The organism is Curtobacterium sp. MCLR17_055, assembly GCF_003234305.1.
Lineage (GTDB): Bacteria > Actinomycetota > Actinomycetes > Actinomycetales > Microbacteriaceae > Curtobacterium > Curtobacterium flaccumfaciens.
Map to the genome: position 1 here is coordinate 169104 of NZ_QKSX01000005.1, position 23563 is coordinate 192666.

Below are 23563 nucleotides of genomic sequence, written 5' to 3' on the forward strand. Positions count from 1 at the left end.
CCCGTCTGCGGCGACGTCAGATCGACGTCTGCAACTGCTGCGTCCAAAATGCATCCAATCCTGAGTTGACCGCCGACACGTCGTCAGGGGTCCCGAAGAGTTCGAATCTGTACAAAAGGGGGACGTTGCACTTCTGCGCGATGACGTCCCCTGCGAGGCCGTACGCCTCGCCGAAGTTCGTGTTGCCGCCCACCACCACGCCGCGGATCAGCGAGCGGTTGTGGGCGTCGTTGAGGAACTTGATGACCTGCTTGGGGACTGCACCCTCGCCGTTGCCGCCACCGTAGGTGGGCAGGACCAGGACGTAGGGCTCGTCGACGTGCAGGAACGGTTCGCTCGGGTAGAGCGGGATCCGGTCCGCGTCGCGGCCGAGCTTCTCGACGAAGCGCGCGGTGTACCCGGACACGCTCGAGAAGTAGACCAATCGGCTCATGGTGCGCTCCTCGTGGAAAGGTGCGGACAGGCGGACCGGACGGGCCAGGAGAGGCGAGTCGCGCCTCCCGAGATGCCCTGCCTGCGGGCCCCTTCGGGGCCCGCAGAACGACTACGCCAGTTCGGCGCTGAGGGTCGCGATCTTGTCGGGGCGGAAGCCCGACCAGTGGTCGTCGTCCGTGACGACGACGGGGGCCTGCATGTAGCCCAGGCTCTTGACGTGCTCGAGCGCTGCTTCGTCCGTGGAGACGTCGTGCACTTCGTACTCGATGCCCTTGTTGTCGAGGGCCCGGTACGTCGCGGTGCACTGGACGCAGGACGGCTTGGTGTAGACGGTGACGGCCATGTTCTCCCCTGGTTCCTACTGGTTTCTGCTGTGCTGTGGAGGTGGTGCTGATGTCTGTCCGCAGTCGTGTCCGGGAGGGGCCGCTGCGATGCCTCCACACTACATCTAGTGGCTAGCCGCAGCACCGACCACTAGAGGAAGTGTTACAGCCATGTAGTTCTCCACAACGTCCTCCACAGTCTGTGGATTCCCGGGAGGCCCGAGTTTCCGCCAGTCTGCGCCCGACCACCGACACTTCCCCACACCGGTGGACAGTCCCGATCCACAGATGTGGAATCAACGCCTCGGCGTGTCGCGAACCGCCCCTCCCCAGGACGGGGGACACCCCCGTCCGGCCGGTCCGTACACTCGTCTCGTGAGTACGTACGGGCCCCTCCTGAAGACCCCTGGCGTGGGTCGTGTCATCGCCGCACAGCTCACCGCGCGGTTCCCGTTCGGCATGCTGTCGCTGGCCTACCTGCTGCACGTCGAGCACGTGTTCGACTCCTACGGCGCGGCCGGCCTGGTGCTCGCGACGACGAGCATCGGGCAGGCGTTGGCCGGACCCCTGACGAGCCGGTGGATGGGCAGCTGGGGCATGCGCCCCGTCCTCATCCTGACGAGCATCGTCGCGCTGATCAGCATGGTGGTCATCGCGTTCGTGGTCATGCCGCTGTGGGGCTACGTGGTGGTCGGGTTCCTCGGCGGCCTGGCGGTCCCTCCCGTGCAGCCGGCGGTGCGCACCATCTACCCGAAGATGGTGACGTCGGCGCAGCTCACACCCCTCTTCTCCCTCGACGCCAGCGCGCAGGAACTCATCTGGGTCGCCGGCCCGGTCATCACCACCTTCGTCGCCACCCAGGTCGGCACGGTCGAGGCGATCGTCGTCGCGATGGTCTTCCTGGTCGTCGGCGGCGCGTGGTTCATCGCTTCCCCCGAGCTCGGCCGCGTCCGCATCCCCCGTTCCAAGCGCGCCTTCGGTGTCGTGCTGAAGCGCCCCGCCGTCGTCGTCGCCACCCTGACCGGTCTGCTCCTGATCGGGGCGTGCGCCGCGGTCGAGGCCAGCGTCACCAGCGTCTTCGGTGAGGGCAGCCCGAACGCCGGCATCGTCCTCGCGGTGTTCGCGGTCGGTTCGCTCGCCGGCGGCCTGGCGTTCGGCCACCGCCCGATCTCCCGCAACACCCTGTGGACGCGCATGGCCGTCGTCTTCGTCGGCCTCACCCTGGCCCTCGGCGGCACGGGCTTCTGGTGGCTCTGCCTCGCCCTGGTCATCGCGGGTGTGGGCATCGCGCCGGCCCTCGCGGTGATGTTCGGTTCGGTCTCCGCCACCGTCAAGTTCTCCGACACCGCCGAGGCCTACGGCTGGATGGGCACCGGCCAGCTGATCGGTGCCGCCGGCGGTTCGGCGATCGCCGGCTTCCTGATCGACGGCAGCGGCCCCGTCGGCGGCTTCACCGTCGGCGCCGTGATGGCCGGCCTGGGCGTGCTGCTCCCCCTGGCGATGCGCAGCTGGCTGCCCGACCTGCGCGGCCGTGACGCCAGCCCCCTCCCCGACACCGAGCCGGTGCACCTGCCGACTTGAGCGGTTGGGCGGGCGGCGGGCGCGCGGCGGCGGGCGGTTTCGGGCGTGCCTGGTCGAATCGGGCGTGCCTGGTCGAAAGTTCTGACCAGGTACGCCCGTTTCCACTCGCCATCGCGGCCGCTATGGGAAGGAACGTGCGCCCGGCGTACGGGTCGCGTTCTCCACAGATGGCCTGGAGGCTCGGCGCGCGCCCGCCAGGCACCGGCAGGATGGGTGCATGGTCACCTCAGTTCCCCTGCGCGACGGCCGCTCGATCCCCGCGATCGGCTTCGGCGTCTACAAGGTCGACGATGCCGAAGCAGAGACGGCGGTCGGCCTCGCGCTGGACGCCGGCTACCGGCACGTCGACACCGCCGAGATGTACGGCAACGAGACCGGCGTCGGCAAGGCGATCCGGGCCTCCGGGCTGGACCGTGACGAGGTCTTCGTGACGACCAAGGTGTGGAACGACCACCAGGGGCGCGACGCGACCCTGCGGGCGTTCGACGGCAGCCTCGAGCGGCTGGGGCTCGACGCCGTCGACCTCTACCTGATCCACTGGCCGGCCGCCGCCAACGATCGCTACGTCGAGACCTGGCGCGCTCTGGTGGAACTGCGTGAGTCAGGGCGGGCGCGGAGCATCGGTGTCTCGAACTTCCAGGTGCCGCACCTGCAGCGGCTCATCGACGAGACCGGCGAGGTGCCGGCACTGAACCAGGTCGAACGGCACCCGTGGCTGCCGCAGCGCGAACTCATCGCGTTCCACGAGCAGCACGACATCGCGACCGGGGCGTGGTCGCCGCTCGGCCGCGGGCGCCTGATCGACGAGCCGGTGCTGACCGGCATCGCGGACGCGCACGGCGTGAGCGTGGCGCAGGTGCTCGTGCGGTGGAACGTGCAGCAGGGCGTGGTGGTGCTGCCGAAGTCGGTCACGCCGTCGCGGATCCGGTCGAACCTCGACATCGACGGCTTCGAGCTGACCGACGACGAGCTCGCCGCGATCGCGACGCTCGAGTCCGGAGTCCGGACGGGCTCCCACCCGGACTCGGTGTCGTAGTCGGTGGGGTACGCACTGTTCAGCCACAGCGAGTGACGGGCCGTACTGTCGAGGGGTGATCGATCCTCAACAGACCGCCCGTGAACACCTGCGCCCCGACGAGCACCTGTACTGGGCCGGCACGAGCGATCCGGCCAGGCTCCTCTCGGGCCGCGACGGCTTCCTCATCCCGTTCTCGCTGCTCTGGTGCGGATTCGTGGCGTTCTGGACCGTCTCGGCCGTGACCAGCGGAGCGCCGCCCTTCTTCTTGATTGTCGGGTCGCTGTTCACGGTGATGGGCCTGCACCTGCTCGTCGGACGCTTCCTCGTGAAGCGGTACCGCAAGCGGACGACCGTCTACGCCGTGACCGATCGCCGGGCCCTCGTGATCACCCCTCGCGGCACGCGGGAGGTCCCGATCGGCCGCACCGACCGCACCGTGAGCTGGACCGGTGACCGACGGCACTGCAACGTCGAGTGGGACGCGACGGGAGGCGGACCGGGATCGATGCTCTTCGGGTGGGGAACGAACGCGAAGGTCTACGCGAACACCGGTCTCGACGGCTTCTTCGGGCCACAGCCGATGGCGTTCTGGGACGTCACCGATGGTGAGGCTCTCGTGCGCGAACTCGACCGGGCGTCGAGCTAGCCCCGGCGGTCCTCCTCGGACTGCCACGGCAGGTGCAGGTCGCCCGGTTCGGGCTCGACGTCGCCGGCGTCGTCCGCGCCACCCGTCCCGGGGGCCGCGATGACCTTGGACGGGTCGATGCCGTCCGCACGCAGGTCGGCGTCGTCGCGCTGCTTCGTCTGGGACGCGTCCATCTCGCGCTCGCTCGACGGGCTGTACGACGTGTCCGCTGCTCGCTGCTCGCGTCCGCTGACCCCGTCGACGTCGTCGCTGTGCGCGGCGTCGCGGAGCGCGTCGTTCCGTGCTCGGTCGTCGGACGGCTCGGGGCCGGGGGCGTTCGGGATGCTGTCGCTCATGGTGGGTCCTCCTGCAGCGGACGGTAGTCCTCGGCCCCGTGTAACGAGTCTGGCTCGGTCCGCTCCCCGCACTCGATGAGGCCCTTGGCCCCCGCTACGCTGCCGACGAGGGGGAACGATGGGACGAACACGGACCGCGACGACCGCGGTGATCGGCTCGGCACTGGTGGGGCTGCTGCTCGCCGGGTGCACGGCGTTCGGCGGCGACGACGCGATCCCGACGCCGACGCGACAGGCGGCCGAGCGCACGGCGGAACCCGAGCCGGACCCGACGCGCGGCACCGATCCGGTCGAGACCGAGCCCGAGCCCGAGCAGGCACTGCCCACCGGCACCGTGGCGGCGGAGACCGACGTGGTCTCGCCGAGCGGTGAGACCAGCATCCACGTCCGGGTGGTCGCGAACGACCGCGGTACCTTCGACGCCCAGCTCTCCGGGTACCGGACGACCAATCCGCAGCCCATGCGTCTGGAGTTCCGGCACCGGCATGCGAAGCCGCTCGACGGTGCGGACGGCGAGGTGCGCGAGACGGTCGAGTGGGACGCCGCGGTTGCTCCTCCGACCTCGTTCACGATGGGTCAGGCGGGTCCACGCCCCGACTACCTGCGCAGTGTCGTCCTCGTGCCGGCGACGGTGGCCGAGGAGGACTCGTCCAAGCGCCCGTGGGCGGGGTCGGTGCTCGCCGCCGCTGACCTCTCGTGGAAGATCCCGAACCCCTACCCCGACCTCCGGGTCACCGTCGGCAAGGACCGACCGGGCGCCTACGGCATCGTCACCGACGCCGATGGCCGACCGGCGAACTACCTGGTCGCCCACGGTGACGAGCTCTCGACCGTCGCGGAGCGGTTCGGCATCACGCCGACGCAGGTGCAGTGGATGAACCCCTACATGGAGCAACGCGACGACAACTGGCTGCTCGAGGGCAGCACGCTCAACATCGACCCCGCTCGGCGTTGAGCCGAGGGGCCGGGTCGGTCCGTTACGGTTGACCAGCACTCGGCACCACCAGGAGGTCCCATCGTGACGATCGTCGCCGCCGCAGACGGCTCAGCCCTCGGCAACCCCGGCCCCGCCGGGTGGGCCTGGTACGTCGACGACGACCGGTGGGCGGCCGGCGGCTGGCCCCGCGCGACGAACAACATCGGCGAGCTCACCGCCGTGCTGCAGCTGCTCCGCGCCACGAAGGACACCGGCGAGCCGCTGCACATCCTGTGCGACAGCCAGTACGCCATCAAGGCCTGCACCGAGTGGCTCGCCGGCTGGAAGCGCAAGGGCTGGCGGAAGGCCGACGGCAAGCCGGTCCTCAACGTCGAGATCATCAAGGAACTCGACGCCGAACTGCAGGGCCGTAAGGTCACGTTCGAGTGGGTCCGCGGTCACGTCGGTCACGAGATGAACGAGGCCGCCGATGTGCGAGCCCGCGGTGCTGCCACCGCGTTCCAGAACGGCACCGACGTGCCGCACGGTCCCGGCTGGCCCGGCGCCGAGGTCCCCGAGCCGTCCGCGCTGCCCGATGCGACCCCGCCCGCGACCCTCTTCTGACCCCTCGCGCGGGTCAGTAGGTCCCGTCGCGCCGATCCTGGCGGGTGATCTGCTCCCCCGACGCCGGGTCGACGCCCGAGCGCGTGGTGGTCGTGGTGCGGCGACCGCCGAAGGCCACGGCGAGGCTGATGATGAGCAGCACGACACCGGCTGCCATCAGGATGTAGCCGATCAGGCGGAGGTCGATACCGGCGAGCTGGATGTTCAGCGCGAAGGCGACGATCGCGCCGATGACGATCAGGGCGATGCTGGATCCGATGCGCATGACGCAGTCCTCTCGGGTGGGGGTGGTGCCGGAGACGGTACACGTCCGACAACCCCAGCGCCGATCAGTCGACGTCCACCTCGGCCCACCCGTCGAACCGCCCGATCTCGGTGACCCGCACGACGGCCTCGCCGACCTCGTCCGAGGCGTCCAGGTCGATCGTCGCTGAGAACCCGAAGTCCTTGTCGCCCTCGGGGTCGGCGAAGATCTGCCGCGCCTTCCAGACCCGGGGTGACGCGGTGGCGCCGCTCTCGTCGAGCACCAGGTACTGCATCGAGCGCGCATCGGCATCGGTGCCGATGCTGTCGTGCTCCTCGTAGTACTCCTCGAGCACGTTGTCCCACGCGGCCCGGTCGAAGCCCGCGGTCGCGTCGAGTTCCCCGAGCCCGTCGATGTCGTCGGCCGCGGCGAGCAGCACCCGCTGGAACAGGGCGTTGCGCACGAGCACCCGGAACGCCCGCGGGTTGCCGGTGAGCCGTGCGGGCTGCGGCGGCGCGATCTCCTCGTGCTCCTCGGACGCCAGCAGGACGTCACCGTTGAGCAGCGCCTCCCACTCGTCGACGAGCGAGGAGTCGGTCTGCCGCACGACCTCGCCGAGCCACTCGATCAGGTCGTCGAGCTCCTGGGTCCGCTGTTCCTCGGCGATCGTCTGTCGCATGGTCCGGTACGCGTCGGACAGGTAGCGGAGCACGAGGCCCTCGGAGCGGGTGAGCTGGTAGAAGCGCACGAAGTCGCCGAAGGTCATCGCGCGTTCGTACATGTCGCGGACGACGGCCTTCGGGGACAGCTGGAAGTCGAGCACCCAGGGCTGTTCGGCGGCGTAGGCCTCGTACGCCGCCTCCAACAGCTCGGACAGCGGGCGAGGCCAGGTGACCTCCTCGAGCAGCTCCATCCGCTCCTCGTACTCGATCCCCTCCTGCTTCATGCGGGCGACGGCCTCGCCGCGCTCCTTGAACTGCTGCTGCGACAGGATCGCCCTCGGGTCGTCGAGGGTGGCCTCGACGACCGAGACCATGTCCAGTGCATAAGTGGGAGAAGAAGGGTCGAGCAACTCGAACGCGGCGAGCGCGAACGGTGACAGCGGCTGGTTGAGCGCGAAGTTCGGCGCGATGTCGACGGTCAGGCGGTAGGCGCCGTCGACCTTCTCGATCACCCGCGCGTTGATGAGGGTCCGGGCGATGACGAGTGCCCGCCGGGCCATCGCGAGCTGCCGGGAGCGCGGTTCGTGGTTGTCGTAGACCAGCGACCGGACCTCCGCGAAGGCGTCCCCGCCACGGGCGACGACGGACAGCACCATCGCGTGCGTGATGCGCATGCGCGAGACCATCGGCTCCGGCTCGGCCGCGATCAGCCGCTCGAACGATGCCTGCCCCCAGGACACGAAGCCCTCAGGCGCCTTCTTCCGCTTGATCTTGTTCTTCTTCTTGGGGTCGTCGCCGGCCTTGGCGACGGCGCGGGCGTTCTCGATGTCGTGCTCGGGTGCCTCGGCGACGACGTCGCCCTCGGTGTCGTACCCGGCACGTCCGGCACGGCCGGCGATCTGGTGGAACTCCCGCGCGGACAGCTGGCGCATCTTCGTGCCGTCGAACTTCGTCAGCCCGGTGAACAGCACGGACCGGATCGGCACGTTGATCCCGACGCCGAGGGTGTCGGTGCCGCAGATGACGGGCAGCAGGCCGCGCTGGGCGAGCTGCTCGACGAGTCGTCGGTACTTCGGGAGCATGCCGGCGTGGTGCACGCCGATGCCGGCCCGGATCAGGCGCGACAGGGTCTGTCCGAACCCGGCGCTGAACCGGAAGCCGGCGATGGCGTCGGCGATCTGGTCACGCCGTTCCCGCGAGGCGACCTTCGCCGACATCAGCGACTGCGCCCGCTCGAGTGCGGCGGCCTGGGCGAAGTGCACGATGTAGATCGGCGCCTTGCCCTCCTCGAGGAGCCGCTCGACCGTCTCCTGCACGGGCGTCATCACGTACTGGTACTCGAGCGGCACCGGCCGCGAGACACCGGTCACGCGGGCGGTGGGCCGACCGGTCCGGCGGGACAGGTCGTCGGCGATGGTCGTGACGTCGCCGAGGGTCGCCGACATGAGCAGGAACTGCGCACGCTCGAGCACGAGCAGCGGCACCTGCCACGCCCAGCCACGGTCGGGGTCGCCGTAGAAGTGGAACTCGTCCATCACGACGACGTCGACGTCGGCGTCCGGCCCCTGCCGCAGGGCCAGGTTCGCCAGGATCTCGGCGGTGCAGCAGACGATCGGGGCGTCGGCGTTGACGCTCGAGTCACCGGTGACCATGCCGACGTTCTGCGCACCGAACAGCTCGACGAGCTGGAAGAACTTCTCGGACACCAGCGCCTTGATCGGTGCCGTGTAGTAGCTCCGCTTGCCCTCGGCGAGCGCGGCGAAGTGCGCGCCGGCCGCGACGAGCGACTTCCCGGTGCCGGTCGGCGTGCTCAGCACGACGTTCGCGCCGGACACGAGCTCGATGACCGCTTCGTCCTGCGCCGGGTACAGCGGTCGGCCGCCCTCGGCGGCCCAGGCCGCGAAGGCCTCGTAGACCTCGTCGGGGTCGACGACGCCGTCCACCGCCGCCGGGATCGCGGCGACGAGCGGGGGCAGGGCGGTGACGTCGGTCATGCGCCCATCCTCCCAGGTGCGGCCATGACGGACTGGGCCCACGCCGCCGGTACCGGGGCGACGCGCCAGCGGCGGACCGGCCGTGCCGGTGGGGAGAGGCCCGTGGCGGCGCCGCCACGGGCCTCCCGTCCGCCCCGTCGCCGACTCAGGCGCACTTCGATACGTGCGCATAGACTCGCGACATGCGCGAACTCGGCTTCCTCTCCTTCGTCCCGAACCACGGCGGCACCGACGGCGCCGCCGGCGCCCTGGAGGACGGCCTGCGCCTGTTCGAGACCGCCGAGTCGCTCGGCTACGGGACGGGCTGGGTGCGCGGACGGCACTTCGAGCCGTACCTGACGAGCCCGATGACCTTCTTCGCGGCAGCCGCGCAGCGCACCAGCACCATCGCGTTCGGCACCGCCGTGCTCGGCATGCGCTACGAGGACCCGGTGCGCCTGGCCGAGGACGCCAGCACCGTCGACCTGCTCAGCGGTGGCCGGGTGCAGCTCGGCATCAGCACGGGCATCGCCGGGTACGGTCCGATCCTCGACCCGGTGTTCGGCACGGTCGACCGTAGCTTCCGCGACGAGGCCGAGGCCCGCGCCGCACGGCTGCTCGAGGTGCTGCAGGGCGAGCCCCTCGGCAGTGCCGGCAAGGGCTACGAGAGCATCCCCGCCGGGGCCGACCTGACCCTGCAGCCGCTCAGCCCGGGCCTGCGCGACCGCGTGTGGTGGGGCGGCGGCAGCATGGGCACGGCGGTCCGCACGGCCGAGAAGGGCCTCCTGCTGCACTGCTCGACCCTGAACACCGAAGACACCGGCGCCCCGTTCGCCCAGGCGCAGGCCGACCAGATCGCCGCCTACCGCGAGCGGTTCGCCGAGTTGCACCCGCAGCGCGAGTCCAAGGTCGCTGTGGGCCGGATCGTGGTGCCGCTCCTCGACGACCACGACCGCGCCGTGCACGAGGAGTTCCTGACCGGGTACGCCTCCGGGATGGACGACGAGGGCCGGCCGCTCTCGGGTACCCCGCCGTTCCGCTTCAGCAAGGTCGTGTCCGGCGAACCGGCGGCCATCGTCGACAGCCTGCTCGCCGACCCGGCGGTCACCGCCACCGACGAACTGGTCATCACCCTGCCGGCGAACGGCGACCGTGCGGCGCACGAGCGGATCCTGCGCATCGTTGCCGAGGAGATCGCCCCGGCGCTGCGGGCATGAGGGCCGGTGCCGCGGGCTAGAGCGCCGGCGCCGCGGGCCCGACCACCTGCGGTCCCGCCGCCGCACCACCATCGAGAGTCAAGGGCATCCGGCAGGGCTCTGATCGAGTTGGTGAGGCCCGAGAGCCCGGCCGGATGACCATCTCGTCCCTGATCCGCACGAGATGGTGCACCCATCGTTCCACCTACCGAGCGGTTTGTCACACCGTTCCGCGCACGGGGGACGTATGAAGTTGACCAAGTGTCACTCGTTTTTCCGAACCGGGACGAAGTGCGGCAACCGGTTCACCGGTGCGCATCGGGGCCGGAACGAGCCACGGAACCTGGTTCCGGACACAGCACCGCGCGATTCCGTGGTGTTGTGTCCGGAACCTGGTTCCCGCGCCGGTTCGCCTGCGCATCGGGGCCGGAACGACGAATGCGTCCCCGCGCGGACGCGGGGACGCATTCTGGGACGCACCGGGGAGGCCAGGGCAACAACGGCCGGATCAGGAGACCGAGTCGCTCACCCAGCGACCCCGTAGTCGGTGCGTGCGCGGACGGTAACCAGCCGACTCGCGCAGAACGATGTTACTGAACGGAGTCGGGAGCTGCGCGGAAACCGGACGACTTCGTCACTCCAGTTCGAGGGACGCGGTTCCGGCGTCGTCGACGACCGAGGCGCCGACGTGCAACGTGAAGGTCCCTGACTCGTACTGCCACGAGCCGTCCCAGTGGGCGAAGGCACGCGCCGGGACCTCGATCGAGACCTCCGTCGAGGCGCCCGCGGCGAGCCGGACCGGGGCGAACCCGACCAACCAGCGCACCGGGCGGTCGACCGCCGACTCCGCACGGGACGCGTAGACCTGCACGACGTGCTTGCCGGCCCGGTCGCCCGTGTTCACGACGGTCGCCGTGACGATGACGGCGTCGCCCTCGCGCACGGTCGGGGTCGCGGAGACGCCCTCGATCGACCACGTGGTGTAGCCGAGGCCGTGGCCGAACGGGTACGCCGGCTCCGTGCCGGCGCGGAGCCAGGCCCGGTAACCGACGTGGACGCCCTCGTCGTAGGCGACCTTGCCGTCCACCGGGGTGACGTCGAGCACCGGGACGTCGGCCATCGCGACGGGCCACGTGGTGGGCAGGCGGCCGCCGGGCTCCTGCGCCCCCGTCAGCACGTCGGCCAGGGCGTTGCCGTACTCCTGCCCACCGAACCAGGTCAGCAGCACCGCGGCGACGTCGTTCCGCCACGGCATCTCGACCGGCGACCCGGCGTTCACGACGACGACCGTGTTCGGGTTCGCCGCGGCGACCGCGCGCACCAGGTCGTCCTGGTGGCCGGGCAGTGCCAGCGAGGACCGGTCGTAGCCCTCGGACTCGACCTTGGAGTTCGTGCCGACCACGACCACGGCGACGTCCGCACCACGGGCGGCGTCCACCGCGGCCTCGATGAGCACGGCGGGGTCGTCGTCCGACGGCTCGGTGCCGAACTGGTACGCCAGCACGCCGCCGAGCGTCTCGTCCTGCACGATGTCGTACTCGATGCGGATCGCGACCTGCTGGCCGGTGGTCACCTCGACCGGCACTGACCGCGCCGGCGGGTTGAGGAACGCGGCGCCGAGCTGGTCGCCCTCGAACGGCACGTCCTCGTCGAGCAGCAGCTCGCCGTCGATCCACATGCGTGACCGTCCGGCCGCGCCGATGCCGAACCGCACGGTGCCGGTCGACTCGGCCGTGTAGGTGGTGGTGATGTCGAGCCGGTCGGCTTCACGCGTCGGGGCGTCGCCGCCGAACCAGAACAGTGCCGTCGCGCGGCGGTCCTCGACGAACAGCTCCTCGCCGTCCTTGACGAAGGCGACCCGGGCGCCGGGTTCCCCGGTGCCGGGGTTCGTGATGGTGGACAGCGGGAACTCCGCGATGCCCTCCTGCACGACGGCGCCGATCGCGTAGTCCACGCTCGCGCCGGGGAAGGCCGAGCGGATGCCGTCCAGCGGTGACACGACCTGCGACGGCACGACCGTGGCCGAGCCACCGCCCTGCGTGCGGGCCTGGTCGGCGTTGTGCCCGATCACCGCGATGCGCGACACGGCGGGGGCGTCGAGCGGCAGGACACCGGTGTTGCGGACCAGGACCGTGCCCTCGGCCTCGGCCTCGCGCACGAACGCGATGCCGTCCTCGACGTGCACGGGCGACGCGGCGACGGGCTCGAAGCCCTCGAGCGCGCCGACGCGTGCGGCCAGCGTCAGGATCCGGCGGACCTTGCGGTCGATCGCCGCCATCGGCACCTCGCCGGACTGCACGGCGGCGAGCAGCGGGCCCTCACTCCACCACGGGTTCGGCCCGGGCATCGCGACGTCCTGCGACGCCTTCGCCGAGTCCACCGAACGCACCCCGGTCCAGTCGGACACGACGATGCCGTCGAAGCCCCACTCCGAGTTGAGCGGGGTCTCGAGCAGGTCGTTCTCCGACGCCGTCACGCCGTTGATCGCGTTGTACGACGACATGATCGCCCAGGCGTGCGCCTCGGTCACGGCCTTCTCGAACGCCAGCAGGTACAGCTCGCGCAGCGCACGGTCCGAAACCTCGGTCGACGCGGTGAAGCGGTCGGTCTCGTAGTCGTTCGCGATGTAGTGCTTCGGGGTGGCGGCGACACCGTTCTCCTGCACGCCGTCGACGTACGACGCGGCCAGATCGCCGGTGAGCACCGGGTCCTCGCTGAACGCCTCGAAGTGCCGGCCGCCGAGCGGGGACCGGTGCAGGTTGATGGTCGGGCCGAGCACGACGTCGACGCCCTTGCGGCGGGCCTCCACCGCGGCGGCGGCGCCGTAGCGCTTCGCGATCGCGCGGTCCCACGAGGCACTCAGCGCGGTCGCCGACGGCAGGTTCAGGGACGGGTCACGCTCGTCCCACACCTCGCCGCGCACGCCCGAGGGTCCGTCCGACATCAGGATCCGGCGCAGCCCGATCTTCTCGATGGGCCAGGTGGTCCAGAAGTCACGTCCGGTGAGCAGCTGCACCTTCTCGTCGGTGGTCAGCTGGCCGAGGAGCGCATCGATGCGCTCGGTCAGCGGCGTCGACGGACTGGAGGCGGTGCTCGCGTCGTTCACGGTGGTCACGGTGGTCGGTCCTCTCGTTCAGGGCCGCGGGGCGCCGCCTGGACGGCCGGGGCCTCGTCGCCCACACCCACCATCCACCGGGTTCGCCGCCCGCGCTGGCAGCTCCTGCACCGTACCACCGAAAACCAACCGTTGCTTGGTTTTCTCGGGTCTCCAGCGGGCGGTACAGTCTGGCCATGGCACGACGGGGTTCGTACGCAAAGGGCATCGCGAAGCGCGAGGAGATCCTCACGGTCGCGCTGGACCTCGTGGCGTCGCAGGGCTTCCGGCGGACGAGCATCAAGGACATCGCCGACGCCGTGGAGCTGACCCAGGCCGGCCTGCTGCACTACTTCGACTCCAAGGACGAGCTCTGGGTCGAGATCCTCCGCCGCCGCGACGAACTCGACCTCGCGCACGACTGGCAGGCCGCGGACCCGGCAGCCCTGCTCGCGGCGATCGTGCGGCACAACGCCGAGGTCCCGGGCCTGGTGCAGATGTTCGTCAACCTGTCCGCCGCCGCTGCCACCGACGCCGAGCACCCGGCGCACGAGTACTTCCGCGAACGCTACGAACGCAGCCGCCGCGTGCTGTCCGCCGACTTCCGGACCATGCAGCAGGACGGCCGGCTGCGCACCGACATCGACCCCGACGAGCTCACCAGCGTGCTGCTCGCGGTGTCCGACGGCATGCAGATCCAGTGGCTCTTCGACCCCACCCGCGACATGGCCGAGCACGTCGAGCTCGTCGCCCGCCTCGCGATCGCCCAGGTCGCCCCCACCGCCTGAGCACCGCCCCCGACGCTCCGGGGTACGGACAGGGCCTGGTCGCGTCAGGTGCGGCGGGGCAGGATGGTCGGTGCCCGCCAGGGTGTGTTCCGACGACGATGTGGAGTGACGCGATGACGCGTGTAGTGGTGACCGGTGGCAGCGGCAAGCTCGGACGAGCGGTGGTGCGCGACCTCGATGCGCACGGGTACGACGTGGTCCTGCTCGACCGCGTCCCCTCCCCCGACAAGCCCGAGCGTGTCCCGTTCGTGCGGATCGACCTGACCGACCACGGCCAGGTCCTGAACGCCCTGCTCGGCATCGACGACCGGTACGACCACGTCGACGCCGTCGTGCACCTCGCGGCGGTGCCGGCCCCGGGGCAGGTCCCCGACGTGGCCCTCATCACGAACAACGTGACCTCGTCGATCAACGTCTTCCACGCCGCCCGTGCCGCGAAGATCAAGAACGTCGTGTGGGCGTCGAGCGAGACCCTGCTCGGCATCCCGATGGGCGAGCACCACCCCCCCTACCTGCCGGTCGACGAGGAGTTCGCCGTCCGCCCGCAGTCGTCGTACTCGCTCGGCAAGGCGGTCGAAGAGGAGATGGCCCGCCACTTCACGCGCTGGGACCCGGAGCTGAAGATGATCGGCCTGCGCTTCTCGAACGTGATGGACGAGACCGACTACCCGGCGTTCCCGTGGGATGCCACCCCCGAGGCGAAGACGTTCAACCTGTGGTCGTACATCGACTCCCGCGACGGGGCCCAGGCCGTCCGCCGGGCACTCGAGGCCGACCTCACCGGGTTCGAGGCGTTCGTCATCGCCAGCCCCGACACGGTGATGGACACCCCGACCATCGAGCTCGTCGAGCGCTTCGTGCCGGACATCGAGCGACGTGCGGACATCGACGGCGTCAGCTCGCTGCTGTCATCGGAGAAGGCCCGCGAACTCCTCGGCTACACGCCCGAGCACAGCTGGCGCGACCACCGCGCCTGATCGTCAGGCAGCGGGGACGAGCAGCCCGTCGAGCACCAGGTCGCGCGCCGCCGGCAGCAGGTCGGCGGCGAGCGCCTGCTCGTCCACGCCGGTGATCTGCGCGAGCGCGCCGATGATCGCGGCGACGGACAGGTCGCCGTCGCACGCGCCCACGAACGCCGCGAGTGCGGTGTCCGCGTCCACCCGACGCCCGAGCCCGCCACCCTGCACCAGGGTCATCACGGTCGGGTCGTCGTTGCCCGGCCAGTAGTACCGCTCCTCGGTGACGTCGCCGGCCACCGACAGGTGGGCGGCGGCGAGCGCGGCATCGTCGTGCGCGGCGAGCCAGGCGGCTGCGTCGAGGACGCGGGCGACCGTCGCGCCGAGACCTGCGGGGTTGGAGCCGAGCGTCTCGGGGACGCGTTCGAACCGGCGGAGGCCGGACGCGCCTCCAGGCAGGGGTCGACGCACCACGACGTAGCCGAAGCCGACGCCGGTCACGCGACGGTCCGCGAAGTCGTCGAGCCAGGCACCCATCAGGGCGTCGAACTCGGCTGTGCCGGGCTTCGTCCCGCCGTCGCGGATCCAGGTCTCCGCGTAGGACGTCGGGTCCTGCCGCTCGCGCTCGATCACCCACACGTCGAGGTCGGTTTCGGCGAACCAGGCGTGCACGCGGTCCAGGCCGTCGACGCCCCAGTGGTACTCCCAGTTGCCGAGGAGCTGAGCGGTGCCGCCGGGCTCCAGGTGGTCGGACAGGCCGCGGAGCACCGTCTCGACCAGGGCGTCGCCGACCATGCCGCCGTCGCGGTACTCGTAGGACGGGACACCCTCGCGACGAGGTGTGATGACGAAGGGCGGGTTCGAGACGATCCGGTCGAAGCGCTCCCCCGCGACCGGCTCGAACAGTGAGCCGAACCGGAAGTCGATGCCGTCGATGCCGTTCAACTGGGCGTTGAACCGGGCGATGTCGAGGGCACGGCGTGAGATGTCGGTGGCGACCACGTGGTCGGCGAAGCGCCGCGCGTGCATGGCCTGGATGCCGCACCCGGTGCCGAGGTCGAGCACCCGCTCGACCGGCACGGGCACCTGCAGGCCGCTCAGCGTCGTGGTGGCGCCGCCGATACCGAGGACGTGTTCCTCGCTGATGGCGTGCCCGAGGGCGAGCTCGCCGAGGTCGGAGACGATCCACCAGCTGCCGGCGCCGAGGTCGTCGACGAAGGCGTAGGGGCGCAGGTCGACGGTGGGGTGGACGAGCGCGTCGGCGCCGCTGCCGTCGCCATCGCCATCACTGCGCAGCAGGCCCGCGGCGATGACGGCGTCGAGCGCGGCGGTCGGGAACGCCGCGGCGGCCTCGGACCGCGCCACCGGCAGGCCGAGCACGAACAGCGTCGCCAGGGTGCCGAGCGGCGTGGTCTCGCGGGCGGCGAGCGCACGGAGCGCGGCGACCCGCGAACCCCGGTGCAGCGATGCGGCGGCCTCGGTACCCCACAGGGAGTCGAGCCGGTCGACGGTGAAGCCAGCGGCCGTCAGGTCCGCGGCGAGCGCCGTGGTGACGGCGGGGTCCGCGACGATCGACGGCAGCGTGTGCACAGTGTCCACGCCGGCGGTTGCACCGTCGATCACGAGGCGATCCCCTCGCGCAGCAGGGCCGCGGGGACCTGCCAGTCGAGCACCAGGTCGAGGAGCCCGGGGAACCGCTGCTGCACGTCCTCGACGCGGACTCGGCTGACGCGGGTCAGGCCCTCGAGGTGCTGCTCGAGCAGACCGGCCTCGCGCAGGACCCGGAAGTGGTGGGTCAGCGTGGACTTCGGCCGGTCGATGCCGACCCAGCCGCAGCTGCGCTCGCCCCCGGCCGCGTCGACCAGGTAGCGGTGCAGGATCGCGAGCCGGATCGGATCACTCAGGGCGTCCATCACGACCGGGAGGTCCATCTCGGCCACGGACGGCTGCGGCAGCCGTTCAGGAGCATCGACGTGCGCGGGCATGGACGGGACGCTACCACCGTTCGGCTTGCTGTACGACTTGCGTCGTACTGTTCGAGTGCGGTACGAATGCAGTCGTACTGCACGGAGATGGAAAGGGGTGCGCATGCACCAGTCAGCTCGTTCGGTCGCCGGGTTCTGGATCCTGGCGGCGATGCTCCTGGTCTCGGTCGCGTCGTCGGCCGTGCCGTCGCCGATCTACCCGGTCTACGCAGCCGAGTGGCACCTCACCCCGCTCATGCTCACCGGGGTCTTCGCCATCTACGTCGCCGGCCTGCTCGCGAGCCTGCTCGTCGCGGGTCGCCTGTCCGACCACGTCGGCCGCAAGCCCGTGCTGGTCGTCGGCGGCCTGGGCGTCGCACTGTCACTCGGCCTGTTCGCGATGGCGGACGGGGTCCTCGCGCTCATCGTCGACCGGATCGTGCAGGGTGTCTCGGTCGGGCTGCTCATCGGGGCCCTCGGCGCGGCCCTCATCGACAACTCCCTCGAACGCCACCCGACCATGGCGGGCGTGCTGAACGGCGTCATCCCGCCGATCGCCCTGGCCACCGGCGCCATGTCGAGCGGCGCGCTGGTGCAGTGGGGTCCGGCACCAGAGCAGCTCGTCTACCTGCTGTTCGGCGCACTCCTCGTGCTCCTGGTGCTCGCGCTGTTCGTCGTCCCCGAGCAGGTGCAGCGTCGCCCCGGCGCGCTCCGCTCCCTGCGCCCGACGATCAGCGTGCCGCGGTCCTCACGCCGGTTGTTCCGCGGCGTCGCCGGGTCGCTCGTCGCCAGCTGGGCCCTCGGCGGCATGTTCCTGTCGCTCGTCCCCTCGGCGCTCGGCACGGTGTTCGGCATCACGAACCACTTCGCCGCCGGTGCGCTCATCGCCGTGGTCACCGGCGTCGGCGCCCTGACCGGCCTGGCGATCCAGCGGATGGACACCCGTCGCGCGGTCCTGCTCGGGCTCGTGGCCCTCGTGCTCGGCCCGATCGTCACCGTGTCGTTCGTGTTCGCACACTCCCTGCCGGGCATGGTCGTCGGCAGCGCGATCGCCGGTGTCGGATTCGGCGCCGGGTTCCAGGCGCCGCTGCGGATGCTGCTCGCCACCGCCGCCCCGACCCACCGTGCCGGACTGCTCTCCACGATCTACGTCGTCAGCTACCTGGCGTTCGGGGTGCCCTCGGTCATCGGCGGGCTGCTCGAGCCCTCGGTCGGACTCGTCCCGGTCATCGCCGGGTACGGCGGCTTCATCGTGCTCGCCGCGGTCGTCGCCCTCGTGCTGCAACTGTCGTCGAAGGACGCCGCCGAGGTCGAGGAGCGCGCGGCCGAGGTCATCGAGCGCACCGCGACCGGCTCGATCCGGGTCGCGGCCGAGTAGGCACGGTCCGACGCGCATTCGGTGCGAGGTTGATCGCTCGGTGCGAGCCTGCGGCGCCGCACGGAGCCATCAACCTCGCACGCGGTGACCAGCACCGCACGGTGCCGACAGCACCAGCGCCCGATCCCGGCGGCCCGACTAGTGGCCCGGTCGCGCCGAGTTCGTCCCGCGAGCGCGCGCACGCACCCCGACGGTCCGCGCTGCCCCGGTGTGCGCAGCATCGACGTCGGCCTTGCCCCGGTCCGCAGCATCGCGCAGACGCTTCGGCCCGTGCCGCTTGGCCCAGTCCCAGAAGCGGTGCAGCTGCGCCTTGAGCCACGTGATGATCTTGTGGAAGAAGTGGAACTCGCTCGCCAGCACCGTGAGGCCGATGAACACCACGAGCCACCCCGGGCCCGGCAGCGGCACCAGGATCAGCCCGATGATGACGACCAGCCCGCCCACCAGACCGACCAGCACCTTGTAGAGCAGGTGCACGTGCGGCCGCGCGTGGATCCAGGTGCGCAGGCGGTGGAACCACTGGAAGCGCTGGCGCGGCGCGCCGTCGGCCCGGGCTTCGCCGGGTCGGTCGTTCGGGTCGCCGTCCATGCCGAAAACGTAGGGCGCGCGGCTGGGAATCAGCGGCGCACGGGGTGGACGCGGGGTGCGCATGCCGGGAGGCGCGTGGCGGGGACACACCGCGCCTCCAGGCCGTCAGGCGGCACCGATCGCGTGCCCCTCACGCGTGCGCGACGCACGTCGCCGCCCACGGGACGGCGGCCAGCCGGGCCTCCGGGATCGGCTCGCCGCCCACCGTGCAGCGACCGTAGGTGCCGTCGTCGAGTCGTGCGAGCGCTGCGTCCACCTGGCTGATCCGCAGCTGCGCGCCGTCGCGGACCGCACCGAGCGAGCCGCGTTCCCAGGCCAGGGTCGCACCCTCCGGGTCGTGCTCGTCGTCGGAGTTGGCGTCCTGCCGGGCGTCACTGACGTCACGCATGCTCCGCTCGACCTCGAGCAGCAGCCGTTCGTTGCGGGCGCGTTCGGCCTCGAGTGCGGGGCGGGGGTCCTCCATCCCCGCCACGGTAGTCGCGGTGGAATGGCCCCGCCTCCGGATGCGTTCGCATGGACATGACGAAGATCGGGTTCCTGTCGTTCGGACACTGGCGTGACGTGCCGGGGTCGAAGGTGCGCAGCGGGCGGGAGGCCCTGGTGCAGGCGATCGACCTCGCGGTCGCAGCCGAGGAAGCCGGCGTCGACGGCGCCTACTTCCGCGTCCACCACTTCGCCCCGCAGCAGGCCGCACCGTTCCCGCTGCTCTCCGCCATCGCCGCGAAGACCAGCCGGATCGAGATCGGCACCGGCGTCATCGACATGCGCTACGAGAACCCGCTCTACATGGCGGAAGAGGCCGCGGCCACCGACCTCATCTCCGGCGGGCGACTGCAGCTCGGTGTCTCGCGGGGATCACCCGAGACCGCCCTGGCCGGCTACCAGCAGTTCGGCTACGTGCCCGACGCCACTGACGAGAACGGCGGCGACATGGCCCGTGCGCACACGAACGTGTTCCGCCGCGCGATCGCCGGCGAGCCGATGGCCAACGCCAACCCGCAGATGACCGGTTCGGTCGGGTCCCTGCCGATCTCCCCGCTCTCCGACTCGCTCGGCGACCGGATCTGGTGGGGTGCCGGCACCCGTGCCACCGCCGAGTGGACCGCCGAGCAGGGCATGAACCTGATGTCCTCGACCCTGCTGACGGAGGACACCGGCGTGCCCTTCGACCAGCTGCAGGCCGAGCAGATCGAGCGCTTCCGCCGGGTGTGGTCCGAGTCGGGCTGGGACCGCGAACCGCGCGTCTCGGTCTCGCGGAGCATCATCCCGATCATCGACGACGAGTCGCGCCACTACTTCGGCGTGCGCGCGCAGGTCGAGGGGCAGGACCAGGTCGGGCACCTCGACGGCGGGCTGGCCCGGTTCGGCCGGTCCTACATCGGTGAGCCCGAACAGCTCGTCGCGGAGCTCGCGGCCGACCAGGCCGTCCGTGCTGCCGACACCGTGCTCGTCACCGTGCCGAACCAGCTCGGTGTGGACTTCAACGCCCGGCTGCTCGCCGCCGTGAAGGACGTGTTCACCGAGGTCGACGCGGAGCCCGTCCCCGCCTGACCCCGTATCCGGATCGGGTTCGGGCTCGGGCTCAGCCGTTCGGCCAGAGCAGCCGGAACCGCTCGCACACGACCGGCATGTCCGGCGCGAACCCGCGCGGGTTCTCCGAGTGTGCGCGCCAGAACGCCTCGTGCACGGTCCGCCAGTGTTCGAGCGTCCGGTCGCCTTCCCCCTCGGCCAAGGCGTGGTCGGCGTCGACCTGGTCGAACGGCACCACCCGGACCGCCGTCGTCTCGATGACGGCACGGGGCGCACCCGAGCCGTCGGTCACGATGCTCACCTCGTCGGCCGCGGGCAGCGGATCGCCGGTCGCCTCGTAGTCCCAGAGCGACGACGCCGTGCCGACCTTGACCCCGTCGAGCACGAGCTGCAGGAGCGCATCCGCCTGCTCCGGGGTCGCGCCGAAGGACCACGCCTCCGGCACGGCCTCCGGAAGGCTCGGACGCTCGCTGCGTCGCGCGGTCCAGAAGTCGTCGAGCGTCGAGGGCACGCCCCGACCGTAGTGCACCGGTCCGGTCCCCCCTTGTGCTGACACCCGGCTGGGGACTGGGGCGAGGCCGACCGCGCTCCTAGGCTCGGGAGCGTCGATCCACCCCGCACCCCGAGGAGCAACCGTGACGCTGCCGGCCGCAGGCTGGTTCCCGGACCCGCAGGACGCCCGTCGTCTGCGCTGGTGGGACGGTCGCACCTGGGGCGCGGCCACGCGGGTCCCCGCGGCCGCTGCAGATCCGATCACGCCGATCGTCGTCGCGCCGGTGGGGCCGTCGTTCTCGGTGCAGACCGCGGCGATCCGGACGGACGCGTGGGCATCGGGCACCGCCGGTGACCGTCGGCTCTGCGTGTTCACGGTGCTCGCGGTGCTGCTCGCCGTGGTCTCGGTCGTCGCGAACCCCTGGGGCCTGGCGGGACTGCTCGCCGTGGCGTGCGGGGTCATCGGTATCGTCCGTCCCGGGGCCGTCGGTGCCTGGGCGGTCCTGGCGCGGAGCGCTTCGGCGAGCGCCCTCGTCGTCGCGGTGACGACGACCGCCATCGCCGCGTCGGCCCAGTTCCACCTGTTCTGAGGGCGGGCCCGCCTACCGCCGCGCCCGCGGGTGCGCCGTCTGGTACACGTCCCGCAGCATGTCCGCCGTGACCATCGTGTAGATCTGCGTCGTGGCGACACTCGCATGCCCGAGCAACTCCTGCACCACGCGCACATCGGCACCGCCCTCGAGCAGGTGCGTCGCGAACGAGTGCCGGAACGTGTGCGGTGACACGTGCGCCTCCAGGTCGGCGGCAGCAGCGGCGGCCTGGATCACGAGCCAGGCGCTCTGCCGCGACAGCCGCGCTCCACGGGCGCCGAGGAACAGCGCCGGCGTCGACGGCCCTCGTGCCGCGAACACCGGCCGTGCCCGCACCAGGTACGCGTCGATCGCTGCACGGGCGAAGCTGCCGAGCGGCACGATCCGCTGCTTGTTGCCCTTGCCCGTGACCTTCACGACCGAGAGCTCACCGTCGGCGTCCGACAGCGTCGTCACGTCGTCCACCGACAGCCCCACCGCCTCGGAGATCCGCGCACCGGTGGCGTAGAGCAGCTCGAGCAGGGCCTTGTCCCGCAGCTGGACGGGGTCGTCGGCGTCGACGGACACCGCCCCGAGCAGCCGTTCCATGTCCTCGACGGGGATCGCCTTCGGCAGCCGCATCGGGGCCTTCGGCGGTCGGACGGCGGTGCCGGGGTCGAGCGGCAACCAGCCCTCACCCGCGGCGAAGGCGGTGAACGACCGGACCGAGCTGAGCATCCGCGCGATCGACCGCGGTGCGAGCGGACCTTCCGGTCGGGTGGCCAGGTGCGTCACGAACCCCGAGACGTCCGCCCGTGCCAACCGTGCCACGTCCTGCAGCACCGAGGAGCCCCCGGCCCGGTCCGCACCGTCCGACTCGACGACCGGAGCGTCCGCCAACCACGACGTGAACACGGCGAGGTCCCGCCGGTACGCCGACAACGTGTGCTGCGAGAGTCCTCGCTCGATCGCGACGTGCCGCAGGTACGTCTCCGCGGCACGGTCGAGGGGCATCACCTCAGCAGGCTAACCGGCGCGGGTCACCTGCCGTCAGTGCAACGCCTCGTCCGGCGTGCCCACGCGGAACCCGGTGAACGTCACGGTCAGCCCGGCCCGCGTCGGCCCGGCGCACAGCAGCCCCGCGGACACGACGGCGTCCGGGTCGAGGTACGCGACCCGGACGAGGCGGGGTTCCTCACCCTCGGCCCACGCCCGGATCGTCACGGCGTCGCCATCGCGGCTCGCGCGGACGGTCACCACCCGGCCCGCCCACTCCGGCACGGGCGACACCGACCAGTCCGAGAACCCACGCGTCACCACGGCGCCGAGCTGCGGCGCTCCGTCCGAGAACTCGACGCCGGCCTTGATCCAGGTCTGTTCGTCGACGCGCAGGAACACCCCGGCCTGGTCGAACTGCTCGGTGTAGTCGAGCACGAACGACGCTTCGACCGAGAACGGCCCGTCCGTCGGCTGCAGCAGCGCGTGCTCGGAGTCGTGCACGAACCCGTACGAGGTGGTCCGCCAGGCGTCACTGCCCTCGACCGCGGTGACGCGGAACACGTCGCCGTCGAACCCGGCGACCTCCGGCTCGTGCGTCCAGGTGCCGGAGGTGACCAGGTCGCGCAGACCGTCGGCCGCGGACCCGCTCACTTGCCGCGCTGTTCGATGGCCTCGACGGCGAGCGTCGCGACGACGAGGGCCGAGTTGTTGAGCCGACCGCCCAGGATCCCCTCGAGCAGCTCCGCCCGCGGGACCCAGCGCGTCACGATGTCGGCCTCTTCCGCCTCGCGCTCGAACGCAGACTCGGTCGACCGGACACCGCGCGCCCGGTAGATCTGGATGAACTCGTCGCTGCCGCCCGAGGACGTGTTGTACCGGACCAGGGGCTCCCACGTGTCGGCCTCGAGGTCGGCCTCCTCGCCCAGCTCGCGCTTCGCGGCCGTCAGGTGGTCCTCGCCCTCCATGTCGAGCAGGCCCGCGGGCAGCTCCCAGTCGCGCAGCCGCACCGGGTGCCGGTACTGCTGGATGACCAGGACGCGGCCCTCGTCGTCCTCCGCGTACACGGCGACGGCACCGGTGTGGTCGATGTACTCGCGGACCATCGAGTCGCCGTTGTACGCGACGGTGTCGCGGCGCACGTCCCAGACGGCGCCCTCGTACACGACGGTGGATTCGGTGACCTCGAAGGAGGCGGACTCGTCAGCGATCGGTGCGTCTGTCACGTCCCCATCCAAGCACGCGTGCCCCTGAC

The 23563-nt window shown here is 71.2% G+C and carries 25 protein-coding genes; 11 read left to right on the forward strand and 14 right to left on the reverse strand.

Annotated elements, in window-relative coordinates:
- Window positions 1-16: 16 nt before the first annotated feature.
- Entirely contained in the window at window positions 17-433 is a 417-nt protein-coding gene (nrdI, locus tag DEJ09_RS06370) for a class Ib ribonucleoside-diphosphate reductase assembly flavoprotein NrdI (protein WP_027465945.1), read from the reverse strand.
- Window positions 434-544: 111 nt separating this feature from the next.
- Window positions 545-778, reverse strand: coding sequence for a glutaredoxin-like protein NrdH (gene nrdH / locus DEJ09_RS06375; RefSeq protein WP_017886897.1), 234 nt, complete (start codon window positions 776-778; stop codon window positions 545-547).
- A 355-nt stretch (window positions 779-1133) separates the two neighbouring features.
- Between nrdH and DEJ09_RS06380 the strand changes: the two genes are divergently transcribed.
- From DEJ09_RS06380 to DEJ09_RS06390, 3 genes are all read left to right on the forward strand, one after another.
- The gene (locus DEJ09_RS06380) at window positions 1134-2339 is read left to right on the forward strand and encodes an MFS transporter (RefSeq protein WP_071405882.1); all 1206 of its coding nucleotides are present in this window, start codon (window positions 1134-1136) and stop codon (window positions 2337-2339) included.
- Between the two features lie 217 nt (window positions 2340-2556).
- The gene (locus DEJ09_RS06385; protein ID WP_111087956.1) at window positions 2557-3375 is read left to right on the forward strand and encodes an aldo/keto reductase; all 819 of its coding nucleotides are present in this window, start codon (window positions 2557-2559) and stop codon (window positions 3373-3375) included.
- A 55-nt stretch (window positions 3376-3430) separates the two neighbouring features.
- Window positions 3431-4003 carry a hypothetical protein gene (locus DEJ09_RS06390; protein WP_111087957.1) on the forward strand — a complete coding sequence of 191 codons (573 nt, stop codon included), beginning with the start codon at window positions 3431-3433 and terminating at the stop codon, window positions 4001-4003.
- Here the strand turns inward: DEJ09_RS06390 and DEJ09_RS06395 are convergent.
- A complete protein-coding gene (locus tag DEJ09_RS06395; RefSeq protein ID WP_071405879.1) occupies window positions 4000-4338 on the reverse strand; it encodes a hypothetical protein in 339 nt (112 codons plus the stop codon). The genes DEJ09_RS06390 and DEJ09_RS06395 overlap by 4 nt on opposite strands.
- A 118-nt stretch (window positions 4339-4456) precedes the next feature.
- On the opposite strand from DEJ09_RS06395, the gene DEJ09_RS06400 reads away from it, so the two are divergent.
- Window positions 4457-5293: a LysM peptidoglycan-binding domain-containing protein gene (locus DEJ09_RS06400; protein ID WP_146245686.1), complete on the forward strand. Its 837-nt coding sequence runs from the start codon at window positions 4457-4459 to the stop codon at window positions 5291-5293.
- A gap of 63 nt (window positions 5294-5356) precedes the next feature.
- Window positions 5357-5878 carry a ribonuclease H gene (locus DEJ09_RS06405; protein ID WP_027465941.1) on the forward strand — a complete coding sequence of 174 codons (522 nt, stop codon included), beginning with the start codon at window positions 5357-5359 and terminating at the stop codon, window positions 5876-5878.
- A 13-nt stretch (window positions 5879-5891) separates the two neighbouring features.
- Here DEJ09_RS06405 and DEJ09_RS06410 read toward each other — a convergent pair whose 3' ends face one another.
- Entirely contained in the window at window positions 5892-6143 is a 252-nt protein-coding gene (locus DEJ09_RS06410) for a DUF6458 family protein (RefSeq protein ID WP_027465939.1), read from the reverse strand.
- A 64-nt stretch (window positions 6144-6207) separates the two neighbouring features.
- Window positions 6208-8778 (reverse strand): RNA helicase, encoded by a 2571-nt coding sequence (locus DEJ09_RS06415; RefSeq protein ID WP_111087959.1) that lies wholly within the window; start codon window positions 8776-8778, stop codon window positions 6208-6210.
- 182 nt (window positions 8779-8960) lie between these two features.
- On the opposite strand from DEJ09_RS06415, the gene DEJ09_RS06420 reads away from it, so the two are divergent.
- Window positions 8961-9974: an LLM class flavin-dependent oxidoreductase gene (locus DEJ09_RS06420; RefSeq protein ID WP_111087960.1), complete on the forward strand. Its 1014-nt coding sequence runs from the start codon at window positions 8961-8963 to the stop codon at window positions 9972-9974.
- A 613-nt stretch (window positions 9975-10587) separates the two neighbouring features.
- On the opposite strand, the gene DEJ09_RS06425 is transcribed toward DEJ09_RS06420, so the two are convergent.
- Window positions 10588-13068 carry a glycoside hydrolase family 3 protein gene (locus DEJ09_RS06425; protein WP_111087961.1) on the reverse strand — a complete coding sequence of 827 codons (2481 nt, stop codon included), beginning with the start codon at window positions 13066-13068 and terminating at the stop codon, window positions 10588-10590.
- Between the two features lie 176 nt (window positions 13069-13244).
- Here DEJ09_RS06425 and DEJ09_RS06430 point away from each other — a divergent pair, with 176 nt between their 5' ends.
- Window positions 13245-13835, forward strand: coding sequence for a TetR/AcrR family transcriptional regulator (locus DEJ09_RS06430; RefSeq protein ID WP_110864205.1), 591 nt, complete (start codon window positions 13245-13247; stop codon window positions 13833-13835).
- A 113-nt stretch (window positions 13836-13948) separates the two neighbouring features.
- Window positions 13949-14812: an NAD(P)-dependent oxidoreductase gene (locus DEJ09_RS06435; RefSeq protein WP_071245140.1), complete on the forward strand. Its 864-nt coding sequence runs from the start codon at window positions 13949-13951 to the stop codon at window positions 14810-14812.
- Between the two features lie 3 nt (window positions 14813-14815).
- On the opposite strand, the gene DEJ09_RS06440 is transcribed toward DEJ09_RS06435, so the two are convergent.
- Window positions 14816-16411: a methyltransferase gene (locus DEJ09_RS06440; RefSeq protein WP_375537952.1), complete on the reverse strand. Its 1596-nt coding sequence runs from the start codon at window positions 16409-16411 to the stop codon at window positions 14816-14818.
- Complete coding sequence (locus DEJ09_RS06445; RefSeq protein WP_071245119.1) at window positions 16411-16776, reverse strand: helix-turn-helix transcriptional regulator; 366 nt, start codon at window positions 16774-16776, stop codon at window positions 16411-16413. Before DEJ09_RS06445 ends, DEJ09_RS06440 begins: the two co-directional genes overlap by 1 nt.
- Before the next feature lie 103 nt (window positions 16777-16879).
- Here DEJ09_RS06445 and DEJ09_RS06450 point away from each other — a divergent pair, with 103 nt between their 5' ends.
- Window positions 16880-18133: an MFS transporter gene (locus DEJ09_RS06450; protein ID WP_111087984.1), complete on the forward strand. Its 1254-nt coding sequence runs from the start codon at window positions 16880-16882 to the stop codon at window positions 18131-18133.
- Between the two features lie 138 nt (window positions 18134-18271).
- Here the strand turns inward: DEJ09_RS06450 and DEJ09_RS06455 are convergent, their stop codons facing one another.
- Together DEJ09_RS06455 and DEJ09_RS06460 are read right to left on the reverse strand one after the other, a co-directional pair.
- Complete coding sequence (locus DEJ09_RS06455; protein WP_071405873.1) at window positions 18272-18721, reverse strand: TIGR02611 family protein; 450 nt, start codon at window positions 18719-18721, stop codon at window positions 18272-18274.
- 130 nt (window positions 18722-18851) lie between these two features.
- Window positions 18852-19184, reverse strand: a complete 333-nt coding sequence (locus DEJ09_RS06460; RefSeq protein WP_111087962.1) for a TraR/DksA C4-type zinc finger protein — start codon at window positions 19182-19184, stop codon at window positions 18852-18854.
- Window positions 19185-19234: 50 nt separating this feature from the next.
- On the opposite strand from DEJ09_RS06460, the gene DEJ09_RS06465 reads away from it, so the two are divergent.
- Window positions 19235-20272, forward strand: coding sequence for an LLM class flavin-dependent oxidoreductase (locus DEJ09_RS06465; protein WP_111087963.1), 1038 nt, complete (start codon window positions 19235-19237; stop codon window positions 20270-20272).
- Window positions 20273-20303: 31 nt separating this feature from the next.
- Here DEJ09_RS06465 and DEJ09_RS06470 read toward each other — a convergent pair whose 3' ends face one another.
- A complete protein-coding gene (locus tag DEJ09_RS06470) occupies window positions 20304-20762 on the reverse strand; it encodes an ASCH domain-containing protein (protein WP_220034916.1) in 459 nt (152 codons plus the stop codon).
- Between the two features lie 124 nt (window positions 20763-20886).
- On the opposite strand from DEJ09_RS06470, the gene DEJ09_RS06475 reads away from it, so the two are divergent.
- A complete protein-coding gene (locus DEJ09_RS06475; RefSeq protein ID WP_181433282.1) occupies window positions 20887-21333 on the forward strand; it encodes a DUF2510 domain-containing protein in 447 nt (148 codons plus the stop codon).
- Window positions 21334-21345: 12 nt separating this feature from the next.
- Here DEJ09_RS06475 and DEJ09_RS06480 read toward each other — a convergent pair whose 3' ends face one another.
- The 3 genes from DEJ09_RS06480 to DEJ09_RS06490 are packed head-to-tail and all read right to left on the reverse strand — an operon-like array spanning window position 21346 to window position 23534.
- A complete protein-coding gene (locus tag DEJ09_RS06480) occupies window positions 21346-22326 on the reverse strand; it encodes a site-specific tyrosine recombinase XerD (RefSeq protein ID WP_111087966.1) in 981 nt (326 codons plus the stop codon).
- 36 nt (window positions 22327-22362) lie between these two features.
- The gene (locus DEJ09_RS06485; RefSeq protein ID WP_111087967.1) at window positions 22363-22962 is read right to left on the reverse strand and encodes a DUF1349 domain-containing protein; all 600 of its coding nucleotides are present in this window, start codon (window positions 22960-22962) and stop codon (window positions 22363-22365) included.
- On the reverse strand, window positions 22959-23534 hold the full coding sequence (locus DEJ09_RS06490) for an NUDIX hydrolase (protein ID WP_071245128.1): 576 nt from the start codon (window positions 23532-23534) through the stop codon (window positions 22959-22961). Before DEJ09_RS06490 ends, DEJ09_RS06485 begins: the two co-directional genes overlap by 4 nt.
- Between the last annotated feature and the right edge of the window lie 29 nt (window positions 23535-23563).

What these genes read in the sequence shown, in the direction of transcription:
- DEJ09_RS06400 (WP_146245686.1), top strand. Translation starts at nt 4,457, where the DNA reads ATGGGACGAACACGGACCGCGACGACCGCGGTGATCGGCTCGGCACTG.
- DEJ09_RS06480 (WP_111087966.1), bottom strand. Translation starts at nt 22,326, where the DNA reads ATGCCCCTCGACCGTGCCGCGGAGACGTACCTGCGGCACGTCGCGATC.
- DEJ09_RS06460 (WP_111087962.1), bottom strand. Translation starts at nt 19,184, where the DNA reads ATGGAGGACCCCCGCCCCGCACTCGAGGCCGAACGCGCCCGCAACGAA.
- DEJ09_RS06445 (WP_071245119.1), bottom strand. Translation starts at nt 16,776, where the DNA reads ATGCCCGCGCACGTCGATGCTCCTGAACGGCTGCCGCAGCCGTCCGTG.
- DEJ09_RS06420 (WP_111087960.1), top strand. Translation starts at nt 8,961, where the DNA reads ATGCGCGAACTCGGCTTCCTCTCCTTCGTCCCGAACCACGGCGGCACC.
- DEJ09_RS06450 (WP_111087984.1), top strand. Translation starts at nt 16,880, where the DNA reads ATGCACCAGTCAGCTCGTTCGGTCGCCGGGTTCTGGATCCTGGCGGCG.
- DEJ09_RS06435 (WP_071245140.1), top strand. Translation starts at nt 13,949, where the DNA reads ATGACGCGTGTAGTGGTGACCGGTGGCAGCGGCAAGCTCGGACGAGCG.
- DEJ09_RS06465 (WP_111087963.1), top strand. Translation starts at nt 19,235, where the DNA reads ATGGACATGACGAAGATCGGGTTCCTGTCGTTCGGACACTGGCGTGAC.
- DEJ09_RS06385 (WP_111087956.1), top strand. Translation starts at nt 2,557, where the DNA reads ATGGTCACCTCAGTTCCCCTGCGCGACGGCCGCTCGATCCCCGCGATC.
- DEJ09_RS06410 (WP_027465939.1), bottom strand. Translation starts at nt 6,143, where the DNA reads ATGCGCATCGGATCCAGCATCGCCCTGATCGTCATCGGCGCGATCGTC.
- nrdH (WP_017886897.1), bottom strand. Translation starts at nt 778, where the DNA reads ATGGCCGTCACCGTCTACACCAAGCCGTCCTGCGTCCAGTGCACCGCG.
- DEJ09_RS06415 (WP_111087959.1), bottom strand. Translation starts at nt 8,778, where the DNA reads ATGACCGACGTCACCGCCCTGCCCCCGCTCGTCGCCGCGATCCCGGCG.
- nrdI (WP_027465945.1), bottom strand. Translation starts at nt 433, where the DNA reads ATGAGCCGATTGGTCTACTTCTCGAGCGTGTCCGGGTACACCGCGCGC.
- DEJ09_RS06455 (WP_071405873.1), bottom strand. Translation starts at nt 18,721, where the DNA reads ATGGACGGCGACCCGAACGACCGACCCGGCGAAGCCCGGGCCGACGGC.
- DEJ09_RS06430 (WP_110864205.1), top strand. Translation starts at nt 13,245, where the DNA reads ATGGCACGACGGGGTTCGTACGCAAAGGGCATCGCGAAGCGCGAGGAG.
- DEJ09_RS06395 (WP_071405879.1), bottom strand. Translation starts at nt 4,338, where the DNA reads ATGAGCGACAGCATCCCGAACGCCCCCGGCCCCGAGCCGTCCGACGAC.